This window comes from Pseudomonas sp. DW-iso3, assembly GCF_058725305.1.
The window spans coordinates 1,201,725-1,225,136 of sequence record NZ_JBZXDZ010000001.1 but is presented as its reverse complement, the minus strand read 5'-3'; the positions used below and the strand labels follow the sequence as shown (position 1 = coordinate 1,225,136).

The 23,412-nt window shown below is 62.1% G+C and carries 22 protein-coding genes and 1 pseudogene; 10 read left to right on the top strand and 13 right to left on the bottom strand.

Translation table 11 applies throughout. The features are described 5' to 3' along the window. The first annotated feature begins 24 nt into the window (after positions 1-24). Positions 25-1,032: an NADP-dependent oxidoreductase gene (locus tag AC4PS7_RS05730; RefSeq protein WP_010211680.1), complete on the top strand. Its 1,008-nt coding sequence runs from the start codon at positions 25-27 to the stop codon at positions 1,030-1,032. A 148-nt stretch (positions 1,033-1,180) separates the two neighbouring features. Here the strand turns inward: AC4PS7_RS05730 and pyrF are convergent, their stop codons facing one another. After that, positions 1,181-1,879, bottom strand: a complete 699-nt coding sequence (pyrF, locus tag AC4PS7_RS05725; protein WP_010211681.1) for an orotidine-5'-phosphate decarboxylase — start codon at positions 1,877-1,879, stop codon at positions 1,181-1,183. Between the two features lie 259 nt (positions 1,880-2,138). Between pyrF and AC4PS7_RS05720 the strand changes: the two genes are divergently transcribed. Together AC4PS7_RS05720 and AC4PS7_RS05715 are read left to right on the top strand one after the other, a co-directional pair. Next, the gene (locus AC4PS7_RS05720) at positions 2,139-2,903 is read left to right on the top strand and encodes a response regulator (protein WP_031290855.1); all 765 of its coding nucleotides are present in this window, start codon (positions 2,139-2,141) and stop codon (positions 2,901-2,903) included. After that, positions 2,903-3,934, top strand: coding sequence for a sensor histidine kinase (locus AC4PS7_RS05715; protein ID WP_010211683.1), 1,032 nt, complete (start codon positions 2,903-2,905; stop codon positions 3,932-3,934). Before AC4PS7_RS05720 ends, AC4PS7_RS05715 begins: the two co-directional genes overlap by 1 nt. Positions 3,935-3,998: 64 nt before the next feature. Here the strand turns inward: AC4PS7_RS05715 and AC4PS7_RS05710 are convergent, their stop codons facing one another. From AC4PS7_RS05710 to AC4PS7_RS05670, 9 genes are all read right to left on the bottom strand, one after another. After that, entirely contained in the window at positions 3,999-5,060 is a 1,062-nt protein-coding gene (locus AC4PS7_RS05710) for an AI-2E family transporter (RefSeq protein ID WP_010211684.1), read from the bottom strand. A 72-nt stretch (positions 5,061-5,132) separates the two neighbouring features. Further along, a complete protein-coding gene (locus AC4PS7_RS05705) occupies positions 5,133-5,951 on the bottom strand; it encodes a DUF4892 domain-containing protein (RefSeq protein ID WP_010211685.1) in 819 nt (272 codons plus the stop codon). 102 nt (positions 5,952-6,053) lie between these two features. After that, positions 6,054-6,908: an alpha/beta hydrolase gene (locus AC4PS7_RS05700; RefSeq protein WP_047543503.1), complete on the bottom strand. Its 855-nt coding sequence runs from the start codon at positions 6,906-6,908 to the stop codon at positions 6,054-6,056. Beyond that, positions 6,905-7,708, bottom strand: a complete 804-nt coding sequence (locus tag AC4PS7_RS05695) for an alpha/beta fold hydrolase (RefSeq protein WP_010211687.1) — start codon at positions 7,706-7,708, stop codon at positions 6,905-6,907. The genes AC4PS7_RS05700 and AC4PS7_RS05695 overlap by 4 nt, the downstream gene beginning before the upstream one ends. Positions 7,709-7,805: 97 nt before the next feature. Continuing rightward, positions 7,806-8,249, bottom strand: a complete 444-nt coding sequence (locus AC4PS7_RS05690) for a hotdog fold thioesterase (RefSeq protein WP_010211688.1) — start codon at positions 8,247-8,249, stop codon at positions 7,806-7,808. A gap of 30 nt (positions 8,250-8,279) precedes the next feature. Continuing rightward, entirely contained in the window at positions 8,280-9,929 is a 1,650-nt protein-coding gene (locus AC4PS7_RS05685; RefSeq protein ID WP_021492130.1) for an AMP-binding protein, read from the bottom strand. Positions 9,930-10,014: 85 nt separating this feature from the next. Then, complete coding sequence (gene sixA / locus AC4PS7_RS05680; RefSeq protein ID WP_010211692.1) at positions 10,015-10,464, bottom strand: phosphohistidine phosphatase SixA; 450 nt, start codon at positions 10,462-10,464, stop codon at positions 10,015-10,017. Next, entirely contained in the window at positions 10,461-10,808 is a 348-nt protein-coding gene (locus AC4PS7_RS05675; RefSeq protein ID WP_010211694.1) for a DUF4389 domain-containing protein, read from the bottom strand. The genes sixA and AC4PS7_RS05675 overlap by 4 nt, the downstream gene beginning before the upstream one ends. Positions 10,809-10,818: 10 nt before the next feature. Beyond that, complete coding sequence (locus AC4PS7_RS05670; RefSeq protein ID WP_010211695.1) at positions 10,819-11,844, bottom strand: NAD(P)H-dependent glycerol-3-phosphate dehydrogenase; 1,026 nt, start codon at positions 11,842-11,844, stop codon at positions 10,819-10,821. A 195-nt stretch (positions 11,845-12,039) separates the two neighbouring features. Between AC4PS7_RS05670 and AC4PS7_RS05665 the strand changes: the two genes are divergently transcribed. The 5 genes from AC4PS7_RS05665 to fabB all read left to right on the top strand — a co-directional run bounded on the left by AC4PS7_RS05665 (position 12,040) and on the right by fabB (position 18,986). Next, positions 12,040-14,160: a TonB-dependent receptor plug domain-containing protein gene (locus AC4PS7_RS05665; protein ID WP_337999278.1), complete on the top strand. Its 2,121-nt coding sequence runs from the start codon at positions 12,040-12,042 to the stop codon at positions 14,158-14,160. A gap of 1 nt (position 14,161) precedes the next feature. After that, entirely contained in the window at positions 14,162-15,091 is a 930-nt protein-coding gene (locus tag AC4PS7_RS05660) for an ABC transporter substrate-binding protein (protein ID WP_492179200.1), read from the top strand. Then, a complete protein-coding gene (locus tag AC4PS7_RS05655; RefSeq protein WP_044286897.1) occupies positions 15,088-16,989 on the top strand; it encodes an ATP-binding protein in 1,902 nt (633 codons plus the stop codon). The genes AC4PS7_RS05660 and AC4PS7_RS05655 overlap by 4 nt, the downstream gene beginning before the upstream one ends. Before the next feature lie 249 nt (positions 16,990-17,238). Further along, positions 17,239-17,754 carry a 3-hydroxyacyl-[acyl-carrier-protein] dehydratase FabA gene (fabA, locus tag AC4PS7_RS05650; RefSeq protein ID WP_010211704.1) on the top strand — a complete coding sequence of 172 codons (516 nt, stop codon included), beginning with the start codon at positions 17,239-17,241 and terminating at the stop codon, positions 17,752-17,754. Between the two features lie 11 nt (positions 17,755-17,765). Then, on the top strand, positions 17,766-18,986 hold the full coding sequence (fabB, locus tag AC4PS7_RS05645; RefSeq protein ID WP_010211706.1) for a beta-ketoacyl-ACP synthase I: 1,221 nt from the start codon (positions 17,766-17,768) through the stop codon (positions 18,984-18,986). 178 nt (positions 18,987-19,164) lie between these two features. Here the strand turns inward: fabB and AC4PS7_RS05640 are convergent, their stop codons facing one another. The 3 genes and pseudogenes from AC4PS7_RS05640 to AC4PS7_RS05630 form a co-directional block, all read right to left on the bottom strand. Continuing rightward, entirely contained in the window at positions 19,165-20,028 is an 864-nt protein-coding gene (locus AC4PS7_RS05640; protein ID WP_392397731.1) for a methyl-accepting chemotaxis protein, read from the bottom strand. Then, a pseudogene (locus AC4PS7_RS05635) lies at positions 20,020-20,790 on the bottom strand (MCP four helix bundle domain-containing protein); the annotation flags it as partial. The pseudogene AC4PS7_RS05635 and the gene AC4PS7_RS05640, both read right to left, overlap by 9 nt. A 95-nt stretch (positions 20,791-20,885) precedes the next feature. Next, on the bottom strand, positions 20,886-21,908 hold the full coding sequence (locus tag AC4PS7_RS05630) for an amidohydrolase family protein (protein ID WP_492179197.1): 1,023 nt from the start codon (positions 21,906-21,908) through the stop codon (positions 20,886-20,888). A 141-nt stretch (positions 21,909-22,049) separates the two neighbouring features. Between AC4PS7_RS05630 and AC4PS7_RS05625 the strand changes: the two genes are divergently transcribed. Continuing rightward, entirely contained in the window at positions 22,050-22,466 is a 417-nt protein-coding gene (locus tag AC4PS7_RS05625; RefSeq protein ID WP_021492563.1) for an OsmC family protein, read from the top strand. A gap of 64 nt (positions 22,467-22,530) precedes the next feature. Next, positions 22,531-23,397 (top strand): pirin family protein, encoded by an 867-nt coding sequence (locus tag AC4PS7_RS05620; protein ID WP_176332335.1) that lies wholly within the window; start codon positions 22,531-22,533, stop codon positions 23,395-23,397. The last annotated feature ends 15 nt before the right edge of the window (positions 23,398-23,412 follow it).

The window sequence follows — 23,412 nt, the reverse complement described above, 5'->3', positions numbered from 1 at the left end:
TTCATTTCCAGAAGAGTCGCCACCATGACCGCCCAGACCAACCGCCAATTCCTGCTCGCCAAGCGCCCGGTCGGCGCGGCCACCCGGGACACCTTCACTTACCAGGAAGTCCCGGTGGGCACGCCCCAGGACGGCCAAGTGCTGGTGCATAACGAATACCTGTCCCTCGACCCGGCCATGCGCGGCTGGATGAATGAAGGCAAGTCCTATATTGCGCCGGTCGGCATCGGCGAGGTGATGCGCGCGCTGGGTGTGGGCAAGGTGATTGCCTCGAACAACCCGAAGTTCGCCGTCGGCGACTACGTCAACGGTGCGCTGGGCGTGCAGGATTATTTCCTGGGCGAGCCGCGTGGCTTCTACAAGGTTGACCCGAAACTGGCGCCTTTGCCGCGCTACCTGTCTGCCTTGGGCATGACGGGCATGACCGCCTACTTTGCACTGTTGGACACCGGTGCGCCAAAGGCCGGCGAAACCGTGGTGATCTCCGGCGCGGCGGGTGCCGTGGGCAGCATTGCCGGGCAGATTGCCAAACTCAAGGGCTGCCGTGTGGTGGGCATTGCCGGTGGCGCCGACAAGTGCAAGTTCCTGGTGGATGAGCTGGGCTTCGATGCCGCCATCGATTACAAAAGCGAAGACGTGCCCGCTGCACTCAAACGCGAGTGCCCCAAAGGCGTGGATGTGTATTTCGATAACGTCGGCGGCGATATTCTCGATGCCGTCCTCAGCCGCCTGGCACTGAAAGCCCGCGTGGTGATCTGCGGCGCCATCAGCCAGTACAACAACAAGGAAGCCGTGAAAGGTCCGGCCAATTACTTGTCACTGCTGGTCAATCGCGCGCGCATGGAAGGGTTCGTGGTGATGGATCACGCTGCAGGCTTTGCCGCTGCCGGGCAGGAAATGGCCGGCTGGATGGCCCAGGGCAAGCTCAAGAGCAAGGAAGATATCGTGGAGGGGCTGGAGACGTTCCCGGAGACGCTGATGAAGCTGTTCAACGGGGAGAACTTCGGGAAGTTGGTGCTCAAGGTCAGCTGACGCAGCTGACGCCAATGTAACCACTCCCCCAAAAACGCTGGCCGCAATTCGACAGGGATTGGGCGGCTAAACCGGCAGGGATGCCGGTTTAGCCGCCAGCGGTAGCAAGCGCCCCATCGCTGGCAAGTCAGCAGCGCCTACCCGTTGTTTAGGCGATTTCAGCGACAACTGCCGCCAACGCCTTGGCCGGATCCGCCGCCTGACTGATCGGACGACCGATCACCAGATAATCGGAACCCGCGTCCAGTGCCTGGCGCGGCGTCAGGATGCGGCGCTGATCGTCCTGGGCGCTGCCCGCCGGACGAATCCCCGGGGTCACCAATTGCAGCGACGGGTGCGCGGTTTTCAGCGCCTGGGCTTCCAGCGCCGAGCACACCAGGCCGTCGAGGCCGGCTTTCTGCGCCAGGGCAGCCAGGCGCAGCACTTGCTCCTGGGGTTCGATGTCCAGGCCGATGCCAGCCAGGTCTTCGCGTTCCATGCTGGTGAGTACGGTCACACCGATCAGCAAAGGTTTAGGACCGCTGCGCTGCTCCAACACCTCACGGCAGGCGCTCATCATGCGCAGGCCACCGGAGCAGTGCACGTTGACCATCCACACGCCCATTTCGGCGGCGGCCTTGACCGCCATAGCGGTGGTGTTCGGGATATCGTGGAATTTCAGGTCGAGGAACACCTCGAAGCCTTTATCACGCAGGGTGCCGACGATTTCCGCGGCGCAACTGGTGAACAGTTCCTTGCCGACCTTGACCCGGCAAAGCTTCGGGTCCAACTGGTCAGCCAGCTTCAGTGCGGCGTCACGAGTGGGGTAATCCAGGGCGACGATGATAGGAGTCTGGCAGACGGACATTGGAATGGGCTCTCAGGCAAGTCGAAATCGGCGCGGATTGTAGCGCAAGCGGCGCCGTTGCGGGATCCGATGATCGGTAAATACTGACCAACCGCCATCGGGCGGGCATTTTCTGCAATTATTTCAAAGCTGATACATTCACGACACGCCCCCAACACGCCCCTCGGCTAGCCTCGCTCGCACGACCCACCGACCAGCACTTCCAGCCATGGGGCTGGGCGCCTATGCTGACCGCAACGACCAGGCAGATGATCGCATTATGCAGACCCCTTCCGTCTCTTTGAACGACGAGCAAAAAGGCGCAGTGATCGCCGATGACACACGCTGGAACACCCGCGCACTGATCGTTGACGACGATGTGCCGATCCGTGAACTGCTGATCGATTACCTCGCGCGCTTCGGCATCCTGGCCACCGGCGTCACCGACGGCACCGCGATGCGCCAGGCCATGCAAGCAGAAACCTTCGATGTGGTGGTGCTTGACCTGATGTTGCCGGGTGAAGACGGCCTGTCGCTGTGCCGCTGGCTGCGCGCGGAGTCGGACATCCCGATCCTGATGCTCACCGCCCGCTGCGAACCCACCGACCGGATCATCGGCCTGGAACTGGGCGCCGACGACTATATGTCCAAGCCATTCGAGCCGCGTGAGCTGGTAGCGCGGATCCAGACCATCCTGCGCCGAGTGCGCGATGATCGCACCGAACAGCGCGCCAACATCCGCTTCGACAACTGGCGCCTCAACAGCGTGTTACGCCAACTGGTCGCCGATAATGGCCTGGTGGTGCCGCTGTCCAACGCAGAATTCCGCCTGCTGTGGGTGTTCATCGAGCGCCCGCGCCGGGTATTGAGCCGTGAGCAGTTGCTGGATGCAGCCCGAGGCCGCTCCATTGAGGCCTTTGATCGCAGCATCGACTTGCTGGTGTCGCGCCTGCGGCAAAAACTCGGGGATGACCCCAAGGCCCCGCACCTGATCAAGACCGTGCGTGGCGAAGGCTACCTGTTCGATGCACGGGACATCGGTTAATGCGTAACGGCTTCAACACGTTATTCGGTCGACTGTTTGGCGTGTTGCTGGTAGCGATTATCCTGGCCCACGTGCTGGCGTTCTCCTGGTTTCGCTATTACGGCCCGCCCCCGCCGCCTCAGGAAACCTTTGTCGAACAGCCCGACGGCACGATGAAGCCTCTGCCCAAGCACAAGCGCCCGTGGTTTGGCGGCCCGGTGGTGCCGCTGACGTTCCAATTCATCTCGCTGATCATTGCGGCCTGGTACGGTGCCAAGTTGCTGAGCCGTCCGATTCAGCGCCTGAGCGAAGCCGCCGAGCGCTTGAGCCTGGACCTCGACAGCCCGCCCCTCGACGAATCGGGACCGCGTGAGGCACAGCAGGCCGCGTCGACTTTTAACCTGATGCAACGGCGTATCCGCGAACAGGTCAGCCAGCGTGCGCGCATGCTTGGCGCGGTTTCCCATGACCTGCGCACCCCGCTGTCACGCCTCAAGCTGCGCCTGGAACAGATCGACGACACCAAGCTGCAGGGCCAGATGCGCCAGGACCTCGACGACATGATCGGCATGCTCGACGCCACCCTGAGCTACCTGCACGAGCAACGCACCAGCGAAGCCCGGCATTGGCTGGACGTGCAGGCGCTGGTGGAGTCGATGAGCGAAAACGCCCAGGACCAGGGCGCCGACGTGCAGTTCGCCGGCACCTGCGCGCCGCTGCAGGTGCAGCCGATGGCCTTGCGTTCGTGCCTCAACAACCTGATCGACAATGCCCTGCGCTATGCCGGTACGGCGCGCATCGAACTGACGGACAGCCGCGAGGCCTTGGTGATCCGTGTGATCGACCACGGCCCCGGCATCGCCGCTGACAAGCGTGAGGCGGTGTTCGAGCCGTTCTATCGCCTGGAGGGCTCACGCAATCGCAACTCCGGCGGTGTCGGCCTGGGCATGACGATTTCCAAGGAGGCGGCGGAACGCCTCGGCGGTCGGCTGGACCTGGAGGAAACACCGGGTGGTGGGCTGACCGCCGTGATGTGGTTGCCCAGGGTCTGAAGGGCCAACACGGACTCATGCAGGAGCAGGCAAGCCAGCTCCCACAATGATTTCTACCGGTCAGTTACAGGGGTTTATCTTCCCGCCGTCCTTGGGCATGGGTTGCGCTCCAATCCATCAACAGGCTGTAGGCCACCGCCAGCAGGGTCGGACCGATAAACAGGCCGATGAACCCAAACGCAATCAAGCCGCCGAACACGCCAAGCAGCACGATCACCAGCGGCAGGTTGCCACCACGGCTGATCAGGTACGGCTTGAGCACGTTGTCCACGCCGCTGATGATGAAGGTGCCCCACACGCCGAGGAACACCGCGTAGGTGTAGTCGCCCTTCCAGGCCAGCCAGGCCGTGGCCGGGATCCATACCAGCGGCGGTCCCATGGGGATGAGGCTGAGCAGGAAGGTGACGATACCCAGCACCAGCGCGCCCGGTACGCCAGCAATCAAGAAGCCGATCAACGCCAACAGCGCTTGCGCGGCGGCGGTGCCGATCACGCCGTTGACCACCCGCTGTACGGTGCCGGCCACCAGTTCGATGTAGTAGCCAGCACGATCGCCGATCAAGCGTTCCAACAGGCGGTGAACGAACATCGCCAGGCGCGGCCCATCACGGTAGAAAAAGAACACGAATACCAGGCTAAGGGTCAGTTCCAGAATCCCCCCACCGATTTGCGCACTGCGCGCCAGCAACCAGTTGCCGACCTGCCCCAGGTAAGGCTTGATGCTGACCATCAAGGCCGCGCCCTGCTGATCAATGCTGTCCCACATCGCCACCAGCCGTTCGCCGACAAAGGGGATCGAGCCGAGCCAGGTAGGCGCCTCCGGCAAGCCGTCGACCTGGATATCCTTAATCAACGCCGTTGCATCGCGCACGTGATCCGCGAGGTTGAAACCCAGCCACACCAGCGGCAGCGCCACCAACAGCATCCAACCCAACGTGAGGATGCCGGCGGCCAAGGATTCCCGCCCCCCCAGCCAGCGGGTGAGCAGGACCATCAACGGCCAGCTGGCAAACGCCAGCACCGCGCCCCAGAACAGCGCCGACCAGAACGGCGCCATCACCCAGAAACTGGCACCGAACAGCACCAGCAGCAGGATTTGCACCAGTAGGCGATCGTTATTGAGCATGTAGGATCTCGAAAGGAAGACTGTAGGAAGACAGCTTAGGCGAACGGCACGGGTCCGTTCGCCCTGTTACGCCTAGCGTATCAGATGCAGGTGCAGGCCCTTGGCGTCACCCGTGCCGATTTCCATGCGCGCAGCGCGCACGCCCTTGTCAACCAGCGCCTGGCGCCAGGCCTCAGCGGTCGGGCCGGTCAGGCTGACGCGCAACGTGGCATCCAGGTTCAGGCCACGGGAAATCAGGGTCAGCCAGGTGTCGTCAGGGTCGCCGCCCAGTGCGGGAAAATCCAGCTCGCCGGTGCTTTTCAACTCACGCAGTAGGGTCGCGGAGGTGGGCAACAGGTCGGCCAACGGCGCGCTGGCATCCAACTGCTCTACATGCAGATAGGCGCGGCGATTGCCACGGGTGATGCCGTACAGCGCCACCAGGGAGTTTTCCTGGGGAGCCGCCAGGCGCAGCAGCAGGTATTCCTGCTGGCCGTCGGCACCCACCAGCTTGGCGTTGCCGAACACTTCATTGGCCCACAGGCTGCTTTCACCGCAATCCCGGGCCTGGCACCAGAACAACAACTGCGCGCCCTTTTCCTGCAACGCTTCACGCGTTGCCGTAAACGCGGCGCTGGAGCTGTGTTCGGGGGGCAGTTCATAGGTGATGGCGGAGGTCTGGCCGCGGGCGGTGGCCTGGCCTTCATAACGCAGTTGGCCGCTGATCTTGCGGATCGCGCCCATGGGGTAGATACGTTCTTTTTCTTCGGCGGGACGGTAGTCGACAATTTGCGAATCGACCTGACGGGCCACGGTGGGCAGGTCCTGGCTGCCCGGTACGTCGGCGGCGAATACCAGTGGGCTCAAAAGGCTCAAGCCCAGGATACGGATACATCCGTTACGCACGCTCATAAGATCAACGAGCCCTGGCCATCGGAGGTCACAGCGGTGTTGAAGTAGTTCATGGTTGACTCCCTATCAATCCGCCCAGCCTCGGCAGTTGACCGCCCCAAGTCAAGGCGCGGAGAAGAACCGATTGAAACAGTCTGCAACAAGGACCGCGCCGGACTCCTCATTCAAGTGCAAATGATGGCCGCCTGGCAGCGTGCTGACTGCAAAGGGTAGCTGGGAAAGCAATTCGGAATGTTTCGCCAGCATGCCATCCGCAGCGACCACCAATTGAGTAGGACAAGCTACGCGCCGCACGAAGGCCATCGCTTGTTCGTCGGTCAGGCGCATCGGCGAAGCCAGGGTCAGACGGCTGTCGGTGCGCCAGGTGTAACCGCCCGGCACTGGCATCAAACCGCGCTGGGCCAGCAGTTCGGCGGCTTCGCGGCTGACCGCCACTACCCCTTTCATGCGCGCTTCGACCGCTCGATCCAGGGTGTTATAGACCGGCTTGCGCTTTTCCTGCAGGTTCAATTGCGCCTGCAAGGCCATACCCAGCCGCTCGGCGGCGTTCTCACCGCTGGCGGTCGGCGGGATCACGCCGTCGATCAATCCCAGGTGGGTCACACGCTCCGGCAACGCGCCGGCCAGCACCAGGGACACGATCGCGCCGAGAGAGTGACCAAGTAATGCAAAACGTTTCCACCCGAGTTGCTCAGCGACTTGCAGCACGTCATAGACGTAATCCCACAAGGCATAACCGGCACCTGTAGGACGATGCGCCGAATGCCCATGCCCGGCCATATCCAGTGCAACGATGCGCAAGCCCTGAAGTTTCGGCGCCAGTCGCGCAAAGCTGTTGGCATTGTCCAGCCAGCCATGCAGGGCGATCACCGGCAAACCGTCCTCGGGGCCAAACAGATGGGCCGCCAGTTCGATATGCGGCAGGCTCAGGCGGACTTCTTCGACCGGCGTGCTCATGCGCAGCTGCGCTCGCGGGCTTCCCAGCGGGAAAACAGGTTCTTGATCAAGGCCGCGGTGTCTTGCGGGCGTTCAAGGGGAAACATGTGGCCACCAGGCATTGTGAGCATCTCGCCCATGGGCAGGCGCCCGACGCCATTGGCGTGGTGACGCATCACCACCCGGCTTTGCCGACCGCGCACCACCGCCAGCGGCACCTTCAACTGGCGCACCTGGCCGGGGCTGGTGTGGGGCACGCCCCGGTAGATGCTGATTTCGGTGGCCGGGTCGAAGCGCAGGCGCAGGCGATCGCCCACCTGATACAGGCCATGTTGCAGGTAAGCGTCGAAGCATTCCGGGTCAAAGCCACGGAACAGGGTTTTGCCGGCGAAGTAACTGCGCGCCGCCTCCAGGTCGGTAAATTCCTCGCGACGGCCCAGGGTGCGTCCGGCCGGGGTCAAGCGGTCGATGAAACCCAAGCGCTTGGCCGCACGAATCACCCAGCGGTCCGCGCGGGTCAGCACGGGCGAATCCAGCATCACCACCCCGCGATACAACTGTGGGCACCGCATGGCCGCGTGCAGGTGCAACACGCCACCGAGGGAATGGCCCACGCCCCACACCGGCTCAGGTTGCTGTTCCAGGTGATGGATCAGCTCGTCCACCAGGTTCTGCCAGTTATCGTCCACCGGAAATCGGGGGTCGTGACCGTGCTGCGGCAGGTGGGCCACCGTATATTCCGGGGCCAGGGCGGCGAACAACTTGCCGTAGGTAGCCGAGGGGAAGCCATTGGCGTGAGCAAAAAACACGTGCTGCGACATACCGGATCCATCTACAAAAACAGAGATTGATTGTCACCATGCCCAGCCGGCACAGCAATGACTGTAACTGCCAGGAATGATGACACTCACGCCACACCTATCGCGCCGGCGGGTTCTCGCCCAGCGGCACCACCGCCATGGTCAGGCGCGACACGCAACTGGCCTTGCCCTCATCGCTTGTCAGGCGGATGTCCCAGACCTGGGTGGTGCGACCGATATGGATCGCCTTGGCCACCGCCGTCACCCGCCCGCTACGCACACCGCGCAGGTGGTTGGCGTTGACCTCCAGGCCGACGCAATAAAACTTGCTCGGGTCGATACACAGATAGGCCGCCATAGAGCCGACGCTCTCGGCCAACACCACCGACGCGCCGCCGTGCAACAGGCCGTAGGGCTGATGGGTGCGATGGTCGACTACCATGCTGGCGGTCAGGGAATCGTCGTCGAAGCTTTCAAAGCGGATATCGAGCAGTTCACCGATGGTGTTTTTCTGGATCGCGTTGAGTTGTTCGATATTCGGTTGGGTGCGCCACAGGCTCATGGAATTGTCCTTATTGGTTTTATTACGGCCCTAATCCTGCCACAGAACCGTTTCGGAACGCTCGCTCCACCGCTGGAAATATTCACCGTAAGTCGATTCGATCGCGTTGCGTTTGATCTTCAAGGTCGGCGTCAAAAAGCCGTTTTCCACTGCCCAACTGTCTTTCACCACCACCAGTTGGCGCAGGCGCTCATGCTTGTCCAGCGTCTGGTTGACCTGTACCAACCAACGTTCAAGACTGCTGCGCAGCGCTTGCGGGTCCTGTTCCACCGCCGACAATACGCACAAACCAATAGGCGCGCTCAACCCATCCCCCACCACACACACCTGCTCGATACGCGCATGTTCGGCCAGGCGGTTTTCGATCGGCGCCGGGGCCACGTATTTGCCCTTGCTGGTCTTGAAGATCTCCTTCAGCCGTCCGGTCAGGCGCAGACGGCCCTCGGTGTCCTGCTCGCCTTTGTCCCCCGTGCGCAGGAAGCCATCGGCGGTGATCGTCTCGGCGGTTTTCTGCGGGTCCTTGTAGTAGCCGAGCATGGTCGCACCGCTCCGCACCTGCACTTCCCCCGCAGGATCGATACGCACTTCAACACCGGGGCACGGCAGGCCGATCCAGCCGAGGGTTTGCTGACCGGGACGGCAAACATGGGAGTAGCCGCAACTCTCGGTCATGCCATACACCTCAAGCACGTCCAGGCCCAGCCGCCGATACCAGCGCAGCAGCGCTTCAGGCACAGGCGCTGCCCCCGAAAGCGCGATACGCAACGCGTCCAAGCCCAGGCCGGCGAGCACCTTGTGGCCCACACGCTTGCCGATGAACGGCAGGCGCAGCAAGGCGTCCAGGCGTTTTGCCGGAACCTTGGCGTAGACGCCCATCTGGAATTTGGTCCAGATGCGCGGCACGCCAAACAGTGCGGTCGGACGCGCCCTGCGTAGGTCCACCAGAAACGTCTCCAGGCTTTCGGCGAAGAACACTGTTTGCCCGGTGTAGATCGAGGCCATTTCCACAAACATCCGCTCCGCCACGTGGCACAGCGGCAGGTAGGACAACAAGCGGTCGCCCTCACCCAAGCCAAACAACGCCGTACCACGGGTCGCGGCAAACCCCAGCGCGCCGAAGCTGTGCATCACGCCTTTGGGCAGGCCCGTGGTACCGGAGGTATAAATGATGGTGGCCAGGTCCGAGGCGGCCGGCGCCGGGTCATCCTGAATCGGCGAGGAGGCCTGCAGATCGGCCCAACTGAAATCGAACTCGCCCGACGGGCACAACGGCAGGCTGATGGTCGGCACATCCTTAGGCACACCGGGCGCCATGGCTGGCCAATCATCAAGCTTGCCGATCAACACCAGCGCCGCCTCGGAATGAGTCAGCACATGGGCAACGGAATCAGCGGTGAGGTTGGGGTAGAGCGGCACCGAGACATGCCCAGCCATCCAGATCGCCAGGTCGGCAATGATCCAGTGGGCGCAGTTTTTCGAGATCAACGCAATGTGCGAGCCCTGGGGCAACTCCCGGGCGCGCAGCCAGTTCGCGGCGCAGCGAGCCTGGTGGCCAACGTCGCCCCAGGTAAGGCTTTGCACCTCGCCATCACCGACGGGCTGCACCAGAAAGGTTTGGCGCGGATGTCGCGCTTCACGTTCGAAGAAGACCTGCAACGGCAAACGAAAAGCGACGGGCATGGGACGCGCTCCTTTGTGGTCCGACGATAGCCAACCAAGCACTTGCTTGGTTGACTATATAGCACACACAAAGCCGCGATAAAGCCTACGGATTCTTCACGTTGACCAGGTTCATCAGCCCCGCCAGCGGGAAATCCCCTTCCAGTTCAGCCAGGCTGGCGGTGTGCATCGGCTGTGGCTGCCGCAGGTGACCGTGCTGCAAAAAGCTGATCAGGCTGCCCACCAACGGTTGATGGCTGACCAGCAGCACGTTGTCATCGGTGTCGAGCTTCTCCAGCACCTGCAGCGGGTTGCCCTCGGGGGTCAGCCACGGCACCGTGCGGATTTCCGGTTCGAAACCTAATGCATCGCGCACCAGGTGCGCAGTTTGCTGCGCCCGCACATAGGGGCTGGCGATGATCGCGCTCAGGGGCTGGTCGATCAGGTGCGCGGCACTGCGCAACACTTCTCCACGGCCGTGCTCGGTGAGGTTGCGCTCGGCATCGGTGCGGGCATGCCCTTCGGCCTCACCGTGGCGCAGTATCCACAGCTTCACAGCTTTGGCTCTTCATCACGCACCGGATGCGGCGCCGGCGGCACGCTGTGGGCGGCTTCGCCCTCGGGCGCGCGCGGGGTCGGCCAGTCGGCGAAAGGCCACGGCTTCTGTTCGGTGTGGAAGCTGCCGAAGCGGCCGATCTGCGCCAGGAACTGGCTGAGGCTGTCGCCGAAGTTCATCAGGCCCAGGTTCGGGGCGCTGTAGACCAGGCGGTAGATCAGTTGCACCACCACCAGTGCGCCGAGCAGGAACTGCGCCACCTGCCACACCAGGGCAAACACCAGCATCCACAGGATGCGCAGGGCAATGGATTCGTACTTGGGGGCTGCTTTCGGATCGTTCATGACGCGTTCCTCAGTTGAAACCACTGGTGGAAATGAAGTCGACATCGGTCTTGGGCTCGGCGCGCATCAGCAACTCGATGACCTGGTTCAGGGTGCGGCCTTCAAACAGGATCGCGTGCAGCCCGGCGACCAGCGGCATATAGACGCCCACTTCCTGGGCCTTGGCCTTGAGTACTTTGAGGGTGTTGACCCCTTCGGCCACTTCACCCAGACGCGTGACTGCGTCTTCCAGGCTCAGGCCCTGGCCAAGCGCAAACCCGACCTGGTAATTGCGACTTTTCGGCGAGGAGCAGGTGACGATCAAGTCGCCCACGCCCGCCAGCCCCAGGAAGGTCATCGGATTGGCACCCTGGTTCACCGCAAAACGGGTCATCTCGGCGAGGGCGCGGGTGATCAGCATGCTCTTGGTGTTTTCGCCCATGCCCAGCGCGACGGCCATGCCTGCAATGATCGCGTAGACGTTTTTCAGCGCACCGCCCAGCTCGACGCCAAAGCGGTCGCCGCTGGCGTAGACGCGGAAAGTACGGCCATGCAACACGGCCTGGACGCGTTCGCACAGTTCCTCATCTTCACTGGCGACAACCGTGGCGGTCAGCGCGTGTTCGGCAACTTCCCTTGCCAGGTTCGGCCCGGACAGCACGCCAATGCGCGCCTGGGGAGCGATCTCTTCGAGGATTTCGCTCATCAGCTTGAAGGTCTGCGCCTCGATGCCCTTGGTCAGGCTGACCAGCAGCTTGCCGGCCAGACGCTCGGCGTGGGGTGCCAGCACCGAGCGCAAGGCGCTGGACGGCAGCGCGACGAAGCACAGGTCGCACGCCGTAAGGGTTTCCAGCAGGTCGGTGACAGGCTCGACCGCCGGATGAATCTTGATGCCTTTAAGGTAACGCGGATTTTCCCGGTGCACCCGAATGGCCTCGGCCTGTTCGGGATCGCGCATCCACTGGCGCACGGCGTGGCCGTTCTCGGCCAGCAGGTTTGCCACGGCGGTACCAAAACTTCCGCCTCCCAGGACCGCAATAGGGCGCTGTTCAGTCATATGCAATCCGTTAATCCATACCAGTGGCGATGGCGGCATTATACGGGCCGACCCGCTGGCGGCCAGCCCCCGTATCAATTCGTGCGTTTGTCGGAAAATGCCACATTTTCATGACGCAATTGCAAGTCCGACGACTGGCAAAAGGCCCCACCTCAGTTAACATGGGCGGCTATCCGTAATTATCAAGGCCGTGCCGTGTATTTGGCCCCTCCTCCCCGTTCATCTCTGTGGCTGATGCTGCTGTGCAGCGCGCCAGCCATGGCCGACGATCTGTTCCTCGACAGCCAGCCGCTGCCCCAGGTGTTGACGGCCACGCGCCTCAAGCAGTCGGCCGCCGCGGTGCCCGGCAGCATGACCGTGATCGACCGCGAGCTGATCAAGGCCAGCGGCGCGCGGGACATCAGCGAGTTGCTGCGGCTGGTGCCGGGGATGATGGTCGGTTACACCACCGGCAACCAGGCCGCGGTGAACTACCACGGCACCAGTGCCAGCGATGCGCGGCGCATGCAGGTGTTGATCGACGGCCGCTCGGTGTATCGCGCGGGCCTGGCCACCGTGGACTGGAGCGATATTCCGGTGGCCATGGAAGATATCGAGCGCATTGAAGTGTTCCGTGGCCCCAACACCGTCAGCTACGGCGCCAATGCGCTGATGGCGGTGGTCAACATTCTTACGCGCTCGCCGGCCAACAGCCACGGCACGCGGTTAAAAGTGGTGCGTGGCGAACGCGGTATCAATGATTTCTATGCCAGCCAGGGCGCGGGCTGGGAAACCGGTGACTTGCGCCTGTCCCTCTCCGGGCAACAGGACGACGGCTTCGACAGCGATGCCACCGGCGCAGACCGTCGTGACAGCCGCCGTCTCAACCGCTTCAGCCTGGCCATCAGCCAAACGCTGAACACGCAACAAAGCATCGACCTGCAGCTGGACGCGAAGGAAGGCACCAACCAGCGGCCGTATACCTACAGCCCGGTCTTCGCAGGGATTACCGAAGGCGGCAACAATTCCGACGTCACCGCCAAGGATTATGCCGGCTCCCTGCGCTGGAACTTCGACTTCAACCCGGATCACAGCCTGTACATCCAGGGCTCCGCCCAACAGTGGGACCGCCGCCAGATCTGGAAAGCCTGTGACGCCAAAGTCTCATTCAGCCCCGAACTGACCCAGTTGTGGCAGATGAACCCCAATTACGCCGAACTGCTGGCCCGGCACATGGACACCTACAGCCAGGGCAGCGCACCACCGGGCAACGCCGCCGAGCAGGCGTTGGCCAACCAAGTGCTGCAGCAGTGGCGCGACGGTGCCAGCCAAAGCGTGTGCGGTGACATCGACCAGAGCACCCGCGAAAGCCGCTACGACCTGGAGATTCAGGACACGTTCAGCCTGTCCGACAGCCTGCGTCTGGTCAGCGGCATGAACTACCGCTACGACCGCGCCGACTCCGACACCTACTTCAACGGCACCCTGGACGACACCACCTGGCGCCTGTTCGGCCAGTTGGAATGGCGCGCCAGCGAGCACTGGCTGCTGCAAGGCGGCGCCATGTATGAAGACACCCACCTGAGCGGCAACTCGCTGACGCCACGGGTGGCGGTCAACTACCTGATCAACCCGCGCCACGGCTTGCGCGCGGTGTATTCCGAGGCGATCCGCTCCCCGGACATGTTCGAGAACAACGTCAACTGGAGTTATCGCGTCACCAACCTCAGCTCCCCGGCCTATGGGCAGACCACCGGGCAATACTTCGTAAAAACCCGGGGCCCGGGCAACCTCGATAAAGAGATGATGAAGTCACGGGAACTGGGGTACAACGGCTTCTTTGCCGACATCGGGCTGAACATGGACGTGAAACTGTTCTACGACGAGATCACCGACATGATCAGCTCGCCGCTGCGCAATAACCAGTACATTGCCAGCAACGCCAACAGCGCTCGGTTTACCGGCGCCGAGTCGCAGTTCGACTGGCGCGTGAGCAATGCCGACCGCCTGCGCCTTACCTACGCTTACGTCGACGCCAGCACCAGCAACCCGCTGGACAAAGCACAGACCGCCCGCAACAGCGGCTCCGCCGGCTGGTTGCGTGAATGGGGCCAGGGTTGGTCCAGTGCGCTGTTCTACTATGGCGATGACGCACTCAACCAATATCGCTTCGAACGGGTCGACCTGCGGGTGGCCAAGCGCATTGCCCTGGGCAAAGCCAATGTGGAGCTGGCCGGCATGCTGCAAGAACGCCTCGACAACCAGCCCACGACCTGGGCCGACAACAACTATGACCATCGCCACGTGCTCTACTTCAGTGCCGAGTTAGAGTTCTGACATGGGCGACTCGTCACGGATGACCGGCCTGTTTATCACTCCACTCTGGCGGCGAGCGGTGCTACTCGCCTGTCTTCTGATGGCCGCGCCGGCGTGGAGCGCCGACATCCTGCTGACCGCCGCCGAAGACGGCGCCGGGGTGCAGGCCTTTGCCCAGGCCCTGGCCCAGCAACGCCCGGAAGACCGTATCACCTTTACCGCCCTCAAAGACTTGCCGGCACCCGGCCGCCTACCGGCAACCACGCGCTTGATCCTGCTGGACCTGCCCGGCCTCGACTGGCGCCTGCAAGAGCCCCAGGGCCCACCGACCCTGGTGCTGCGCATCAGCCGCCTGCAAGCCCATCAGCGCCTGGGCGCCATGCCGCACCCACGCATTAGCCTGCTGTGGAGCGACCCACCGCTCGATCGCCAACTACGCCTGATCGCGAGCATCCTGCCGCAGGCCCGGCGTATCGGCGTGCTCTATGGCGCCGGCAGCGAGTTCCTGCTGCCTGAACTGCGCCAGCACGCAACGCTACTGGGCCTGGAAATCGTGCCGCAGCTCTGGGACAACATTACTGACAGTCGGCCGCTGCAGACCCTGTTCCGCAACAGTGACGTACTGCTCGGCCTCGACGACCCGCAGTTGTACAACCCGAAGACCGCGAAGAACCTGTTGCTGAGCAGTTACGCCCAGCAGTTGCCGCTGATAGGCCCGAACGCGGGCTTCGTGCGGGCCGGCAGCCTGGCCAGCACTTACAGCGACCAGGCCGACTGGCTTGCCGTGCTCGACCGCCTGCTCGACCACTCGCCGGCCAACTGGCCGCACTCGCTGTACCCGGAACGCTTCAAAGTCGTGGGCAACCCGCAAGTCGCGCGCTCACTGGGGATCGAACAGGTGGACGAAGCCAGTGTCGCCACCCGATTGGCCGAAGGAGAAAAACGCCCATGACCTTGCGTCGTCGTTGGGACATCAACACCCGCACCCAGCTCATTACCCTGGGCCCGGCGCTGTTGCTGACGTTGCTGTTGATCAGCTTCTTCACCTTCGTGCGTATCCAGGACCTGCGCCAGGAACTGGACCACACCGGCCAGTTGATCGCCAACCAACTGGCGCCCGCCACCGAGTACGGGGTGATTTCCGGCAACAATGACGTGCTCGACAGCCTGTTGCGCGCCACGCTGGCCACGCCCCATGTGCGCTTTCTGGAAATCCAGGACAGCAGCGAGAATATCCTCGTGTATGTCGAGCAACCGTCGGAGAAACATGACCGGTCGCTGTCAGTCAAAGTGTTCCAGGCGCCGATCCGCCTGCAACACATTCAGCTCGGCAATGATTTCTTCCAGGATAACCTCAACGAATCCAAGGCCCCGCGCGCTGACTACCTGGGCCGCGTGATCGTCGGCATGTCCAACGATGCCTTCAGCCAGCGCCAGCAGGAGATCCTCTTCAAGGCCGGCATCCTCGCACTGTTCGCCCTCCTGTTTACCTTCCTGCTCGCACGGCGCCTGGCCGCCAGCCTGTCGCAGCCGATCAGCGCCATGGGCCATGCGGTGAAGGCGATCCAGCAAGGCGACTACAAGACGCCGCTGCCGATCGTGGACGACTCCGAACTGGGCGACCTGTCTCGGCATATCAACAACCTCGCCGAAGGCCTCAACCAGGCCAGCCGCGAACAGCAACAGGCCATGGCCCAGTTGATCCAGACTCGCGAAGAGGCCGAGCGGGCCAACAACGCGAAATCGGATTTCCTGGCGATGATGAGCCATGAGTTGCGCACACCCATGAACGGCGTGCTGGGCATGTTGCAGTTGTTGGAAACCACCGAGATGACCGAAGAACAGACCGAGTACGCGGCGCTGGCGTCGGAGTCCACCGAGCATTTGCTCAAGGTGATCAACGATATCCTCGACTTCTCGCGTATCGAGCGCGCGGCGCTGGAGCTGGAGCACATTCCGTTCAACCTGGCGGACCTGATCAACAGCTGCGCCCAGGCGTTTCAGCACAGCGCCCAGCAGCGCGGGCTGGCGCTGGAGCTGTCGATTCCGCCAGGGATGGATACCTTGCGGGTGCAGGGCGACCCGACGCGGATCCGTCAGATTCTGGTGAACCTGATCGGCAACGCGCTGAAGTTCACCGAGAACGGCAACGTCAGCATCGAGCCACACTGGCAGACCCTCGACCATGAACTGGTGTGGTTCACCTGCACCGTGCGCGACAGTGGCATCGGGATTTCCGCCGAACGCCTGGAATTGATGTTCGATGCGTTCCAGCAGGCCGACAGTTCCATTTCAAGACGTTACGGCGGCACCGGCCTGGGCCTGCCCATCGCCCGAACCCTGGCCGAACGCATGGGCGGCACCCTGCGCGCCCAGAGCGAAGAAGCCCGCGGCTCGGTGTTCACCCTGGAAATTCCGCTGGCCATTGACCAGCACAGCGTGCCGGCCATCGCCAGCGACGCCGACGGCAAAACCGGCGCAGGCGATGGTCGCCATGTGCTGTTGGTGGAAGACAACCCGGTCAACCGCGCAGTGGTCGAAGCCATGCTGCGCAGCCTGGGCTTTGAAGTGAGCCTGGCCACCGACGGTGCCGAGGCGATCCGCAGCGCCGAGAGCCTGATTTTCACCGCCATCCTGATGGATTGCCGGCTGCCGGTGATCGACGGCTACGAAGCCACCCGGCAGATTCGGCAGTTGCCGGGTTGCGCCGACCTGCCGATCATCGCCCTGACTGCCAACGCCTTGCAGGGCGACCGTGAAGCCTGTCTGGCAGCGGGAATGAACGATTACCTGGCCAAGCCGTTCAAACGCACGGATTTGCAGCAAATCCTACAACGTTGGGTGCAATAGCGCCGCGCCATCAGCCAAGTCCGACTGGCGTGAAAGACGAAAGTGCGGCAGTCTTAGGCACCCGAACGGGCCCATAAACAGGCCCGGTTTAAAATTTCAGTGAACAAGTGTACATTCAGTACCTTGCCGCTGTGACTTTCACTACAACGCAATAGTCTATGTGTAGGCTGCCGACATGAGGCATGAACGCTTCATTCGGTTCGGGAAGATTTACCCTACCCTGCCGCATGGGATTATTGAGGAGCTCGCATGACCAAACAAAACGCCTTTACTCGGGAAGACCTGCTGCGCTGCAGTCGCGGTGAGCTGTTCGGCCCAGGTAACGCGCAACTGCCCGCCCCGAACATGCTGATGGTGGATCGCATCACCCATATCAGCGAAGAGGGTGGCAAGTACGGCAAAGGTGAATTGGTCGCCGAGCTGGATATCACCCCGGACCTGTGGTTCTTCGCCTGCCATTTCGAAGGCGACCCAGTGATGCCAGGTTGCCTGGGCCTTGACGCCATGTGGCAGCTGGTCGGTTTCTTCCTCGGCTGGCAAGGTTTGCCTGGCCGCGGCCGCGCCCTGGGTTCGGGCGAAGTGAAGTTCTTTGGCCAGGTCCTGCCGACCGCCAAGAAAGTCACCTATAACATTCAAATCAAGCGCGTCCTCAAGGGCAAGCTGAACCTGGCCATCGCCGATGGTTCGGTGAGCGTCGACGGTCGCGAGATCTATACTGCCGAAGGCCTTCGGGTCGGCGTATTCACTTCCACTGACAACTTTTAAGGGTTATCCGCATGCGCCGCGTCGTTATCACTGGTCTGGGCATTGTTTCTTGCCTGGGCAATGACAAAGAGACCGTCACCGCTAACCTGCGTGCAAGTCGCCCTGGCATCCGCTTCAACCCGGAATATGCCGAAATGGGTCTGCGTAGCCAGGTTTCCGGCTCCATCGACCTGCCCCTCGAAGAGCTGATTGATCGCAAGATCTATCGCTTCGTCGGCCACGCTGCCGCCTATGCCTACCTGGCCATGAAAGACGCGATCGCCGACTCCGGCCTGAGCGACGACCAGGTATCGAACGTACGCACCGGCCTGATCGCCGGCTCCGGCGGCGCATCGACCCTCAACCAGATGGAAGCGCTGGACATCCTGCGCGAAAAAGGCGTGAAGCGCGTTGGCCCTTACCGTGTCACGCGGACCATGGGTAGCACCGTTTCGGCCTGCCTGGCCACGCCGTTCCAGATCAAGGGCGTGAACTACTCGATTTCCTCCGCCTGCGCCACCAGTGCACACTGCATCGGTACTGCGGTTGAGCAGATCCAGCTGGGCAAGCAGGACATCGTATTCGCCGGCGGCGGTGAAGAAGAGCATTGGAGCCAGTCGTTCCTGTTCGACGCCATGGGCGCGCTGTCCACTCAATACAACGAAACCCCGGAAAAGGCCTCCCGCGCCTACGACGCCAAGCGTGACGGTTTCGTCATCGCCGGCGGTGGCGGCATGGTGGTGGTCGAGGAGCTGGAACACGCTCTGGCCCGTGGTGCCAAGATCTACGCGGAAATCGTCGGCTACGGGGCCACTTCCGACGGCTACGACATGGTTGCCCCGAGCGGTGAAGGCGCCATCCGTTGCATGCAGATGGCCATGTCCACTGTAGATACCCCAATCGACTACCTGAACACCCACGGCACCTCGACTCCGGTCGGCGACGCCAAGGAAATGGAAGGCGTGCGTGCGGTCTTCGGCGACAAGGCGCCAGCCATCAGCTCCACCAAGAGCCTGTCGGGTCACTCCCTGGGCGCCGCCGGCGTTCACGAAGCAATCTACTGCCTGCTGATGATGGAAGGCAACTTCATGGCCGGCTCGGCCAACATCGACGAGATTGATCCGGTGGTGGCTGACATGCCGATCCTGACCAAAACCGTTGAGAATGCAAAAATCGACACCGTGATGAGCAACAGCTTCGGCTTTGGTGGCACTAACGCCACCCTGGTGCTGAAACGCTGGCAGGGTAAGTAAGGCCTGTCGCTTGATCGCATGAAAAAGTCCCGACTGGTTCGGGGCTTTTTTGTGGGTGATTACAGGTAAGACCGCGCCGCCTCTATCGCAGGCAAGCCAGCTCCCACAGTTTGAATTGTAAACACAGTCAAATGTGGGAGCTGGCTTGCCTGCGATGGCGCCATCTCGGTCTCCCGCCCTACACCGAAAACCGCGCCACCAGCGTGTTCAGGTCCACCGCCAGCCGCGACAAATCGTGACTCGCGGCACTGGTCTGATTCGCCCCCGTTGACGTCTGGTGCGCCAAATCGCGAATGTTCATCAGATTGCGATCCACCTCACGCGCCACTGCCGCCTGTTGCTCAGACGCGCTGGCAATCACCAAGTTACGCTCATTGATCAGGGTAAATGCCGAGGCAATTTCCTCCAACGCCGTGCCTGCCGACTTGGCGATATCCAGCGTGGAGCGCGCCCGTGTATTGCTCTGCTGCATCGAGCTGACCGCCTGATCGGTACCCTGCTGGATCCCGCTGATCATCTGTTCGATTTCCTGGGTCGACTGCTGGGTGCGGTGGGCCAAGGCGCGCACCTCGTCCGCAACTACCGCAAAACCACGTCCGGCATCCCCGGCACGTGCCGCTTCGATCGCCGCATTCAGCGCCAGCAGGTTGGTCTGTTCGGCAATCGAGCGGATGACGTCCAGCACCTTGCTGATGCCATAGACCTTCTGCGCCAAGTCCTCGACCTGCGTCACATTGTCGGTCACATCGGTGGCCAGCGCTTCAATCGACACCACCGTCTGCTGCACCTGCTCACGCCCACGCTGGGCGATGCGGTCGGATTCGCGCGACGCCTGCGACGTGGCCACTGCATTGCTTGCCACCTCTTCGACCGCGGCGGTCATCTGGTTGACGGCCGTGGCGGCCTGCTCGATTTCCTGGCTCTGTTGATGCAAGCCACGCGTCGCGTCCTCCGTGACGCAACTCAGCTCTTCGGAAGCCGACGCCAGTTGGTTCGACGATTCGGATATGCGCCGGATGGTGTCACGCAGATTTTCCTGCATGCTCTTGAGCGCCTGCTGCAAGCGCGCCGGTTCGTCGCGGCCACGGACACTGATCTCACCGGTTAAATCGCCGCTCGCGACGCCCTGGGCCACTTTCAACGACTGTGCCAGCGGCAGCACGATACTGCGCGTCAGCAATACCGCCAGGCCAATGGTGACCAGCGCCGTGAGCACAATCATGCCGATCACCCAAATGCGCGACTGGCTGAATACGCTTTGTGCCAGGCTTGCGGCCTGGTTGGCACTGGTCTTGTTCAAGGTCACCAGTTCGCGCAGCGTCGCCGCCATTTCGTCAGCCAGTTGGTTCATTTCGCCGTTGACCACCCGGATCGCATCCTCCAGTTGATTGGCCTTGGACAAGGTCACCACCTGCTCCTGACGTTCGAGGTAGCGCGCCTCTTCGGCCTTGAAGCGATCAAATAACACTTGTTCGGCGGGCAATACGATCAAGCCCTGATACAACGTTCGAGCGCGATGCAGGTTGGCTTTGATTTCAGTGAGTTTCTGTTCATTCTGCGCCAGCGCCTGGGGGTCGCGGTTGACCAGCAGGCGCAACGTCAGCGCACGGATGCGCAGCAGGTCCTGACTCATATCCCCCACCGCCATCACGCTGGGCAGCCAGTTGTTTTCCACCTGATCCGACTGCTGCCGCATATTGGCCATCTGCAACAGGGCAAAGCCGCCCAGGGCAAACACCATCAACGCCAACACGCCAAACCCCAATCCCGCGCGCGGGGCGATATTCAGACTTCTGATACTCATGCCTTGGCTCCTTCCAAACGCGCTGCATCCATTTGCAGCTGGCTCTTGAAAGTTATCGGCCCGTTACGGCCGTTGCGTAAGACCAAAACGCGATATCAACGGGCTGCACCCTCTTGGTTCGCTTTAGGCAGGACGGAAAGAAAGTTATCCCGCGCAACTTTTTGCGCCACATCCTCAGGCAAGGCATCGAGAAAAGGGTCAAAGCGGCGCATCTCCTTACCCAGCTTGTTGAAACGCCCTACGACATCCGAGCCCAGCATAAAGCGCTCCGGGAAGCGTTCCACCAGCTTTACCCACTCCGGGCGAGGCTGGCCTACGTCATCGAGCAGATACGGCGTGAGCATGCTCCAGGACAGGTCAACATACAGGTTGGGATAAGCCTCCAGCAGGCGGCTCAAGGTGGGCAGCAAAAAGTCCATCTGCACCTGGTGGCGGTGGATTTCCTTGCTGGTGCCGGCATGGGCCCAGATAAAGCGCGTGTGGGGATGGTTGCGCAGCGGCTCCTCCACTTCCGCGAGGTACAGCGGGTTACGCTCGCGTTTGGAGGTGATGTTGGAGTGCAGCATCACCGGCAGGTCGTTTTCCGCTGCGAGGTGATAGATGCGGGTCATGGCTTCGTTGTTCGCGCGCGGCGTGTCGCCCGCCGTGATGGCCGTGAGGTCGTCATGGCGCGTGAAGACTTCGCCGATGCCCTGCCACAGCCCTGGGTTGAGGTCGAGCATGCGCTGGATATGGGCATCCGAGTTCTTATCGTTAGGATTGAAGCCCGACAGAAACGGATGAAAGTGCTGGCGCTGTTCAGGGGTCAGCTTGTTGACCGCTGCCGCAACGATCACGTCGGTGGCGCTGTACCAATAAGCATCGGCGTCATCACCGGCGTAATAGCGTGGGCGCTTGGGTTCGTCTTCGTGCCACTTCTTCGCGACCGGAATGCCGGAAATCATCACATGCTCAATGCGGTTGTCGGCCATCGCCTTGAGCAGCTTGTCCATGCCCGCCGTTTCCTGAAAGAAATCAACGTAATGCAGGTGCGCATCGCTGTAGGCATAGTCGCGGGCCTGCGCAACAAGGCTGCCGGCGGTGAACAACAGGGCAAGCGTCAGACGGGTCCAGGGCACGGTAACACCTCGATAAGGGCTGATACGGGTAGACCTTGCGCGCCCCACCGGGGTTCATCCGGCAAAAAAACGCGGAACACCGAAGTGCCAGCATGCTCTATAACTGCATGACCTTCATCCTGTCACCCTGTGAGGTTTACCATGCCTGTTACCGTAAATACCCTGAACCAGGACAACTTCCGCCATAGCGTCAATATCAACAACCATGAGTTGTTTACCGACCTGCCCAAAAGCCTGGGCGGCGATGATTCGGCGCCCTCCCCCCACGACTACTTCGACGCCGCGCTGGCGTCGTGCAAAGCATTGACCGTCAAGCTTTACGCACAGAAGAAAGACATCCCGCTTTCCGGCGTAACTGTAGAAGTCACCCATGACGCCGCTGAAGAACAAAAGGGTAAATACAAACTCAACGTCACGCTGACGCTCAAGGGCGTCCTCACCGACGAACAACGCGACGAGCTGCACCGTGTGGCGGATCGCTGCCCGGTGCACAAGCTGATGACCACCGCCGACGTCAGCATTGAGACGAAGCTGTCGGAAGGTGCCTTCAGCCAATAGCGGCAACATCCTACCGAGCGGGTTATGCTCAGCAGCATCCAACCCGCTCAGATTGGGACGCACCATGACCACCCTCACCGTGATCCGCCCTCGCCCCGAAGAGGTCGAAGGCCAACCGATCCTGCGCCCGCTGCCGTCGCGAGAATGCCGCAGCGTCGGGCCTTTCGTGTTTTTCGACCATATGCTGCTCACCCGTTATGCACCGGGCGAGGGCATGAATATCCGCCAACACCCGCATATTGGTCTGTCCACGCTCACTTATCTGTTCGAAGGCGCTTTGCAGCACAAAGACAGCCTGGGTTCGGACCAGGTGGTGCACGCCGGCGATGTCAGCTGGATGACCGCCGGCAGCGCGATTGCCCACGTCGAACGTACACCTGAGGCGCTCAAGGCCAGAGGTTTCAGCCTGCATGGGCTGCAAGTCTGGCTGGCATCACCAAAGGACCACGAAACGGGGCCGGGGCATTACAGCCATCACCCGGCCGCGAGCCTGCCGGTGAGTGACAACCTCGGCGTGCAGATCCGCCTGATCGCGGGTGATGGTTTCTGCCTCAAATCGCCGGTGCCGGTGCTATCGCCCACGTTGTATGCCGAGGTACGCATGCAAACGGCCACGACCCTGCTGATTCCTGATGAGCATGAGGAACGGGCAGTGTATGTGCTGGAGGGCGAGGCGCAGTTGGAGGGGGAAGCATTGGAGGTGCACAGCTTGGCGGTACTGCCGGCCGGGCAGGAAATGACACTGTTCGCCGAGAGCGATTGCCACCTGATGGTGTTTGGCGGCGCGCCACTGGATGGGCCACGGCGGATTAATTGGAATTTTGTCGCGAGTGATCCGGCGGTGATCGAACAGGCCAGGCAGCGCTGGGCGGCTGGGGATTGGCCGACGGTGCCGGGTGAGTCCGAAAGAATTGAATTGCCTGTGAGATAGCATTCGCGAGCAAGC

What these genes read in the sequence shown, in the direction of transcription:
- AC4PS7_RS05675 (WP_010211694.1), bottom strand. Translation starts at nt 10,808, where the DNA reads ATGAACGATCCGAAAGCAGCCCCCAAGTACGAATCCATTGCCCTGCGC.
- AC4PS7_RS05620 (WP_176332335.1), top strand. Translation starts at nt 22,531, where the DNA reads ATGACCACCCTCACCGTGATCCGCCCTCGCCCCGAAGAGGTCGAAGGC.
- AC4PS7_RS05710 (WP_010211684.1), bottom strand. Translation starts at nt 5,060, where the DNA reads ATGCTCAATAACGATCGCCTACTGGTGCAAATCCTGCTGCTGGTGCTG.
- AC4PS7_RS05730 (WP_010211680.1), top strand. Translation starts at nt 25, where the DNA reads ATGACCGCCCAGACCAACCGCCAATTCCTGCTCGCCAAGCGCCCGGTC.
- pyrF (WP_010211681.1), bottom strand. Translation starts at nt 1,879, where the DNA reads ATGTCCGTCTGCCAGACTCCTATCATCGTCGCCCTGGATTACCCCACT.
- fabA (WP_010211704.1), top strand. Translation starts at nt 17,239, where the DNA reads ATGACCAAACAAAACGCCTTTACTCGGGAAGACCTGCTGCGCTGCAGT.
- AC4PS7_RS05715 (WP_010211683.1), top strand. Translation starts at nt 2,903, where the DNA reads ATGCGTAACGGCTTCAACACGTTATTCGGTCGACTGTTTGGCGTGTTG.
- AC4PS7_RS05625 (WP_021492563.1), top strand. Translation starts at nt 22,050, where the DNA reads ATGCCTGTTACCGTAAATACCCTGAACCAGGACAACTTCCGCCATAGC.
- AC4PS7_RS05695 (WP_010211687.1), bottom strand. Translation starts at nt 7,708, where the DNA reads ATGTCGCAGCACGTGTTTTTTGCTCACGCCAATGGCTTCCCCTCGGCT.
- AC4PS7_RS05655 (WP_044286897.1), top strand. Translation starts at nt 15,088, where the DNA reads ATGACCTTGCGTCGTCGTTGGGACATCAACACCCGCACCCAGCTCATT.
- AC4PS7_RS05685 (WP_021492130.1), bottom strand. Translation starts at nt 9,929, where the DNA reads ATGCCCGTCGCTTTTCGTTTGCCGTTGCAGGTCTTCTTCGAACGTGAA.
- AC4PS7_RS05700 (WP_047543503.1), bottom strand. Translation starts at nt 6,908, where the DNA reads ATGAGCACGCCGGTCGAAGAAGTCCGCCTGAGCCTGCCGCATATCGAA.
- AC4PS7_RS05670 (WP_010211695.1), bottom strand. Translation starts at nt 11,844, where the DNA reads ATGACTGAACAGCGCCCTATTGCGGTCCTGGGAGGCGGAAGTTTTGGT.
- AC4PS7_RS05705 (WP_010211685.1), bottom strand. Translation starts at nt 5,951, where the DNA reads ATGAGCGTGCGTAACGGATGTATCCGTATCCTGGGCTTGAGCCTTTTG.
- fabB (WP_010211706.1), top strand. Translation starts at nt 17,766, where the DNA reads ATGCGCCGCGTCGTTATCACTGGTCTGGGCATTGTTTCTTGCCTGGGC.
- AC4PS7_RS05660 (WP_492179200.1), top strand. Translation starts at nt 14,162, where the DNA reads ATGGGCGACTCGTCACGGATGACCGGCCTGTTTATCACTCCACTCTGG.
- AC4PS7_RS05690 (WP_010211688.1), bottom strand. Translation starts at nt 8,249, where the DNA reads ATGAGCCTGTGGCGCACCCAACCGAATATCGAACAACTCAACGCGATC.
- AC4PS7_RS05640 (WP_392397731.1), bottom strand. Translation starts at nt 20,028, where the DNA reads ATGCAGGAAAATCTGCGTGACACCATCCGGCGCATATCCGAATCGTCG.
- AC4PS7_RS05720 (WP_031290855.1), top strand. Translation starts at nt 2,139, where the DNA reads ATGCAGACCCCTTCCGTCTCTTTGAACGACGAGCAAAAAGGCGCAGTG.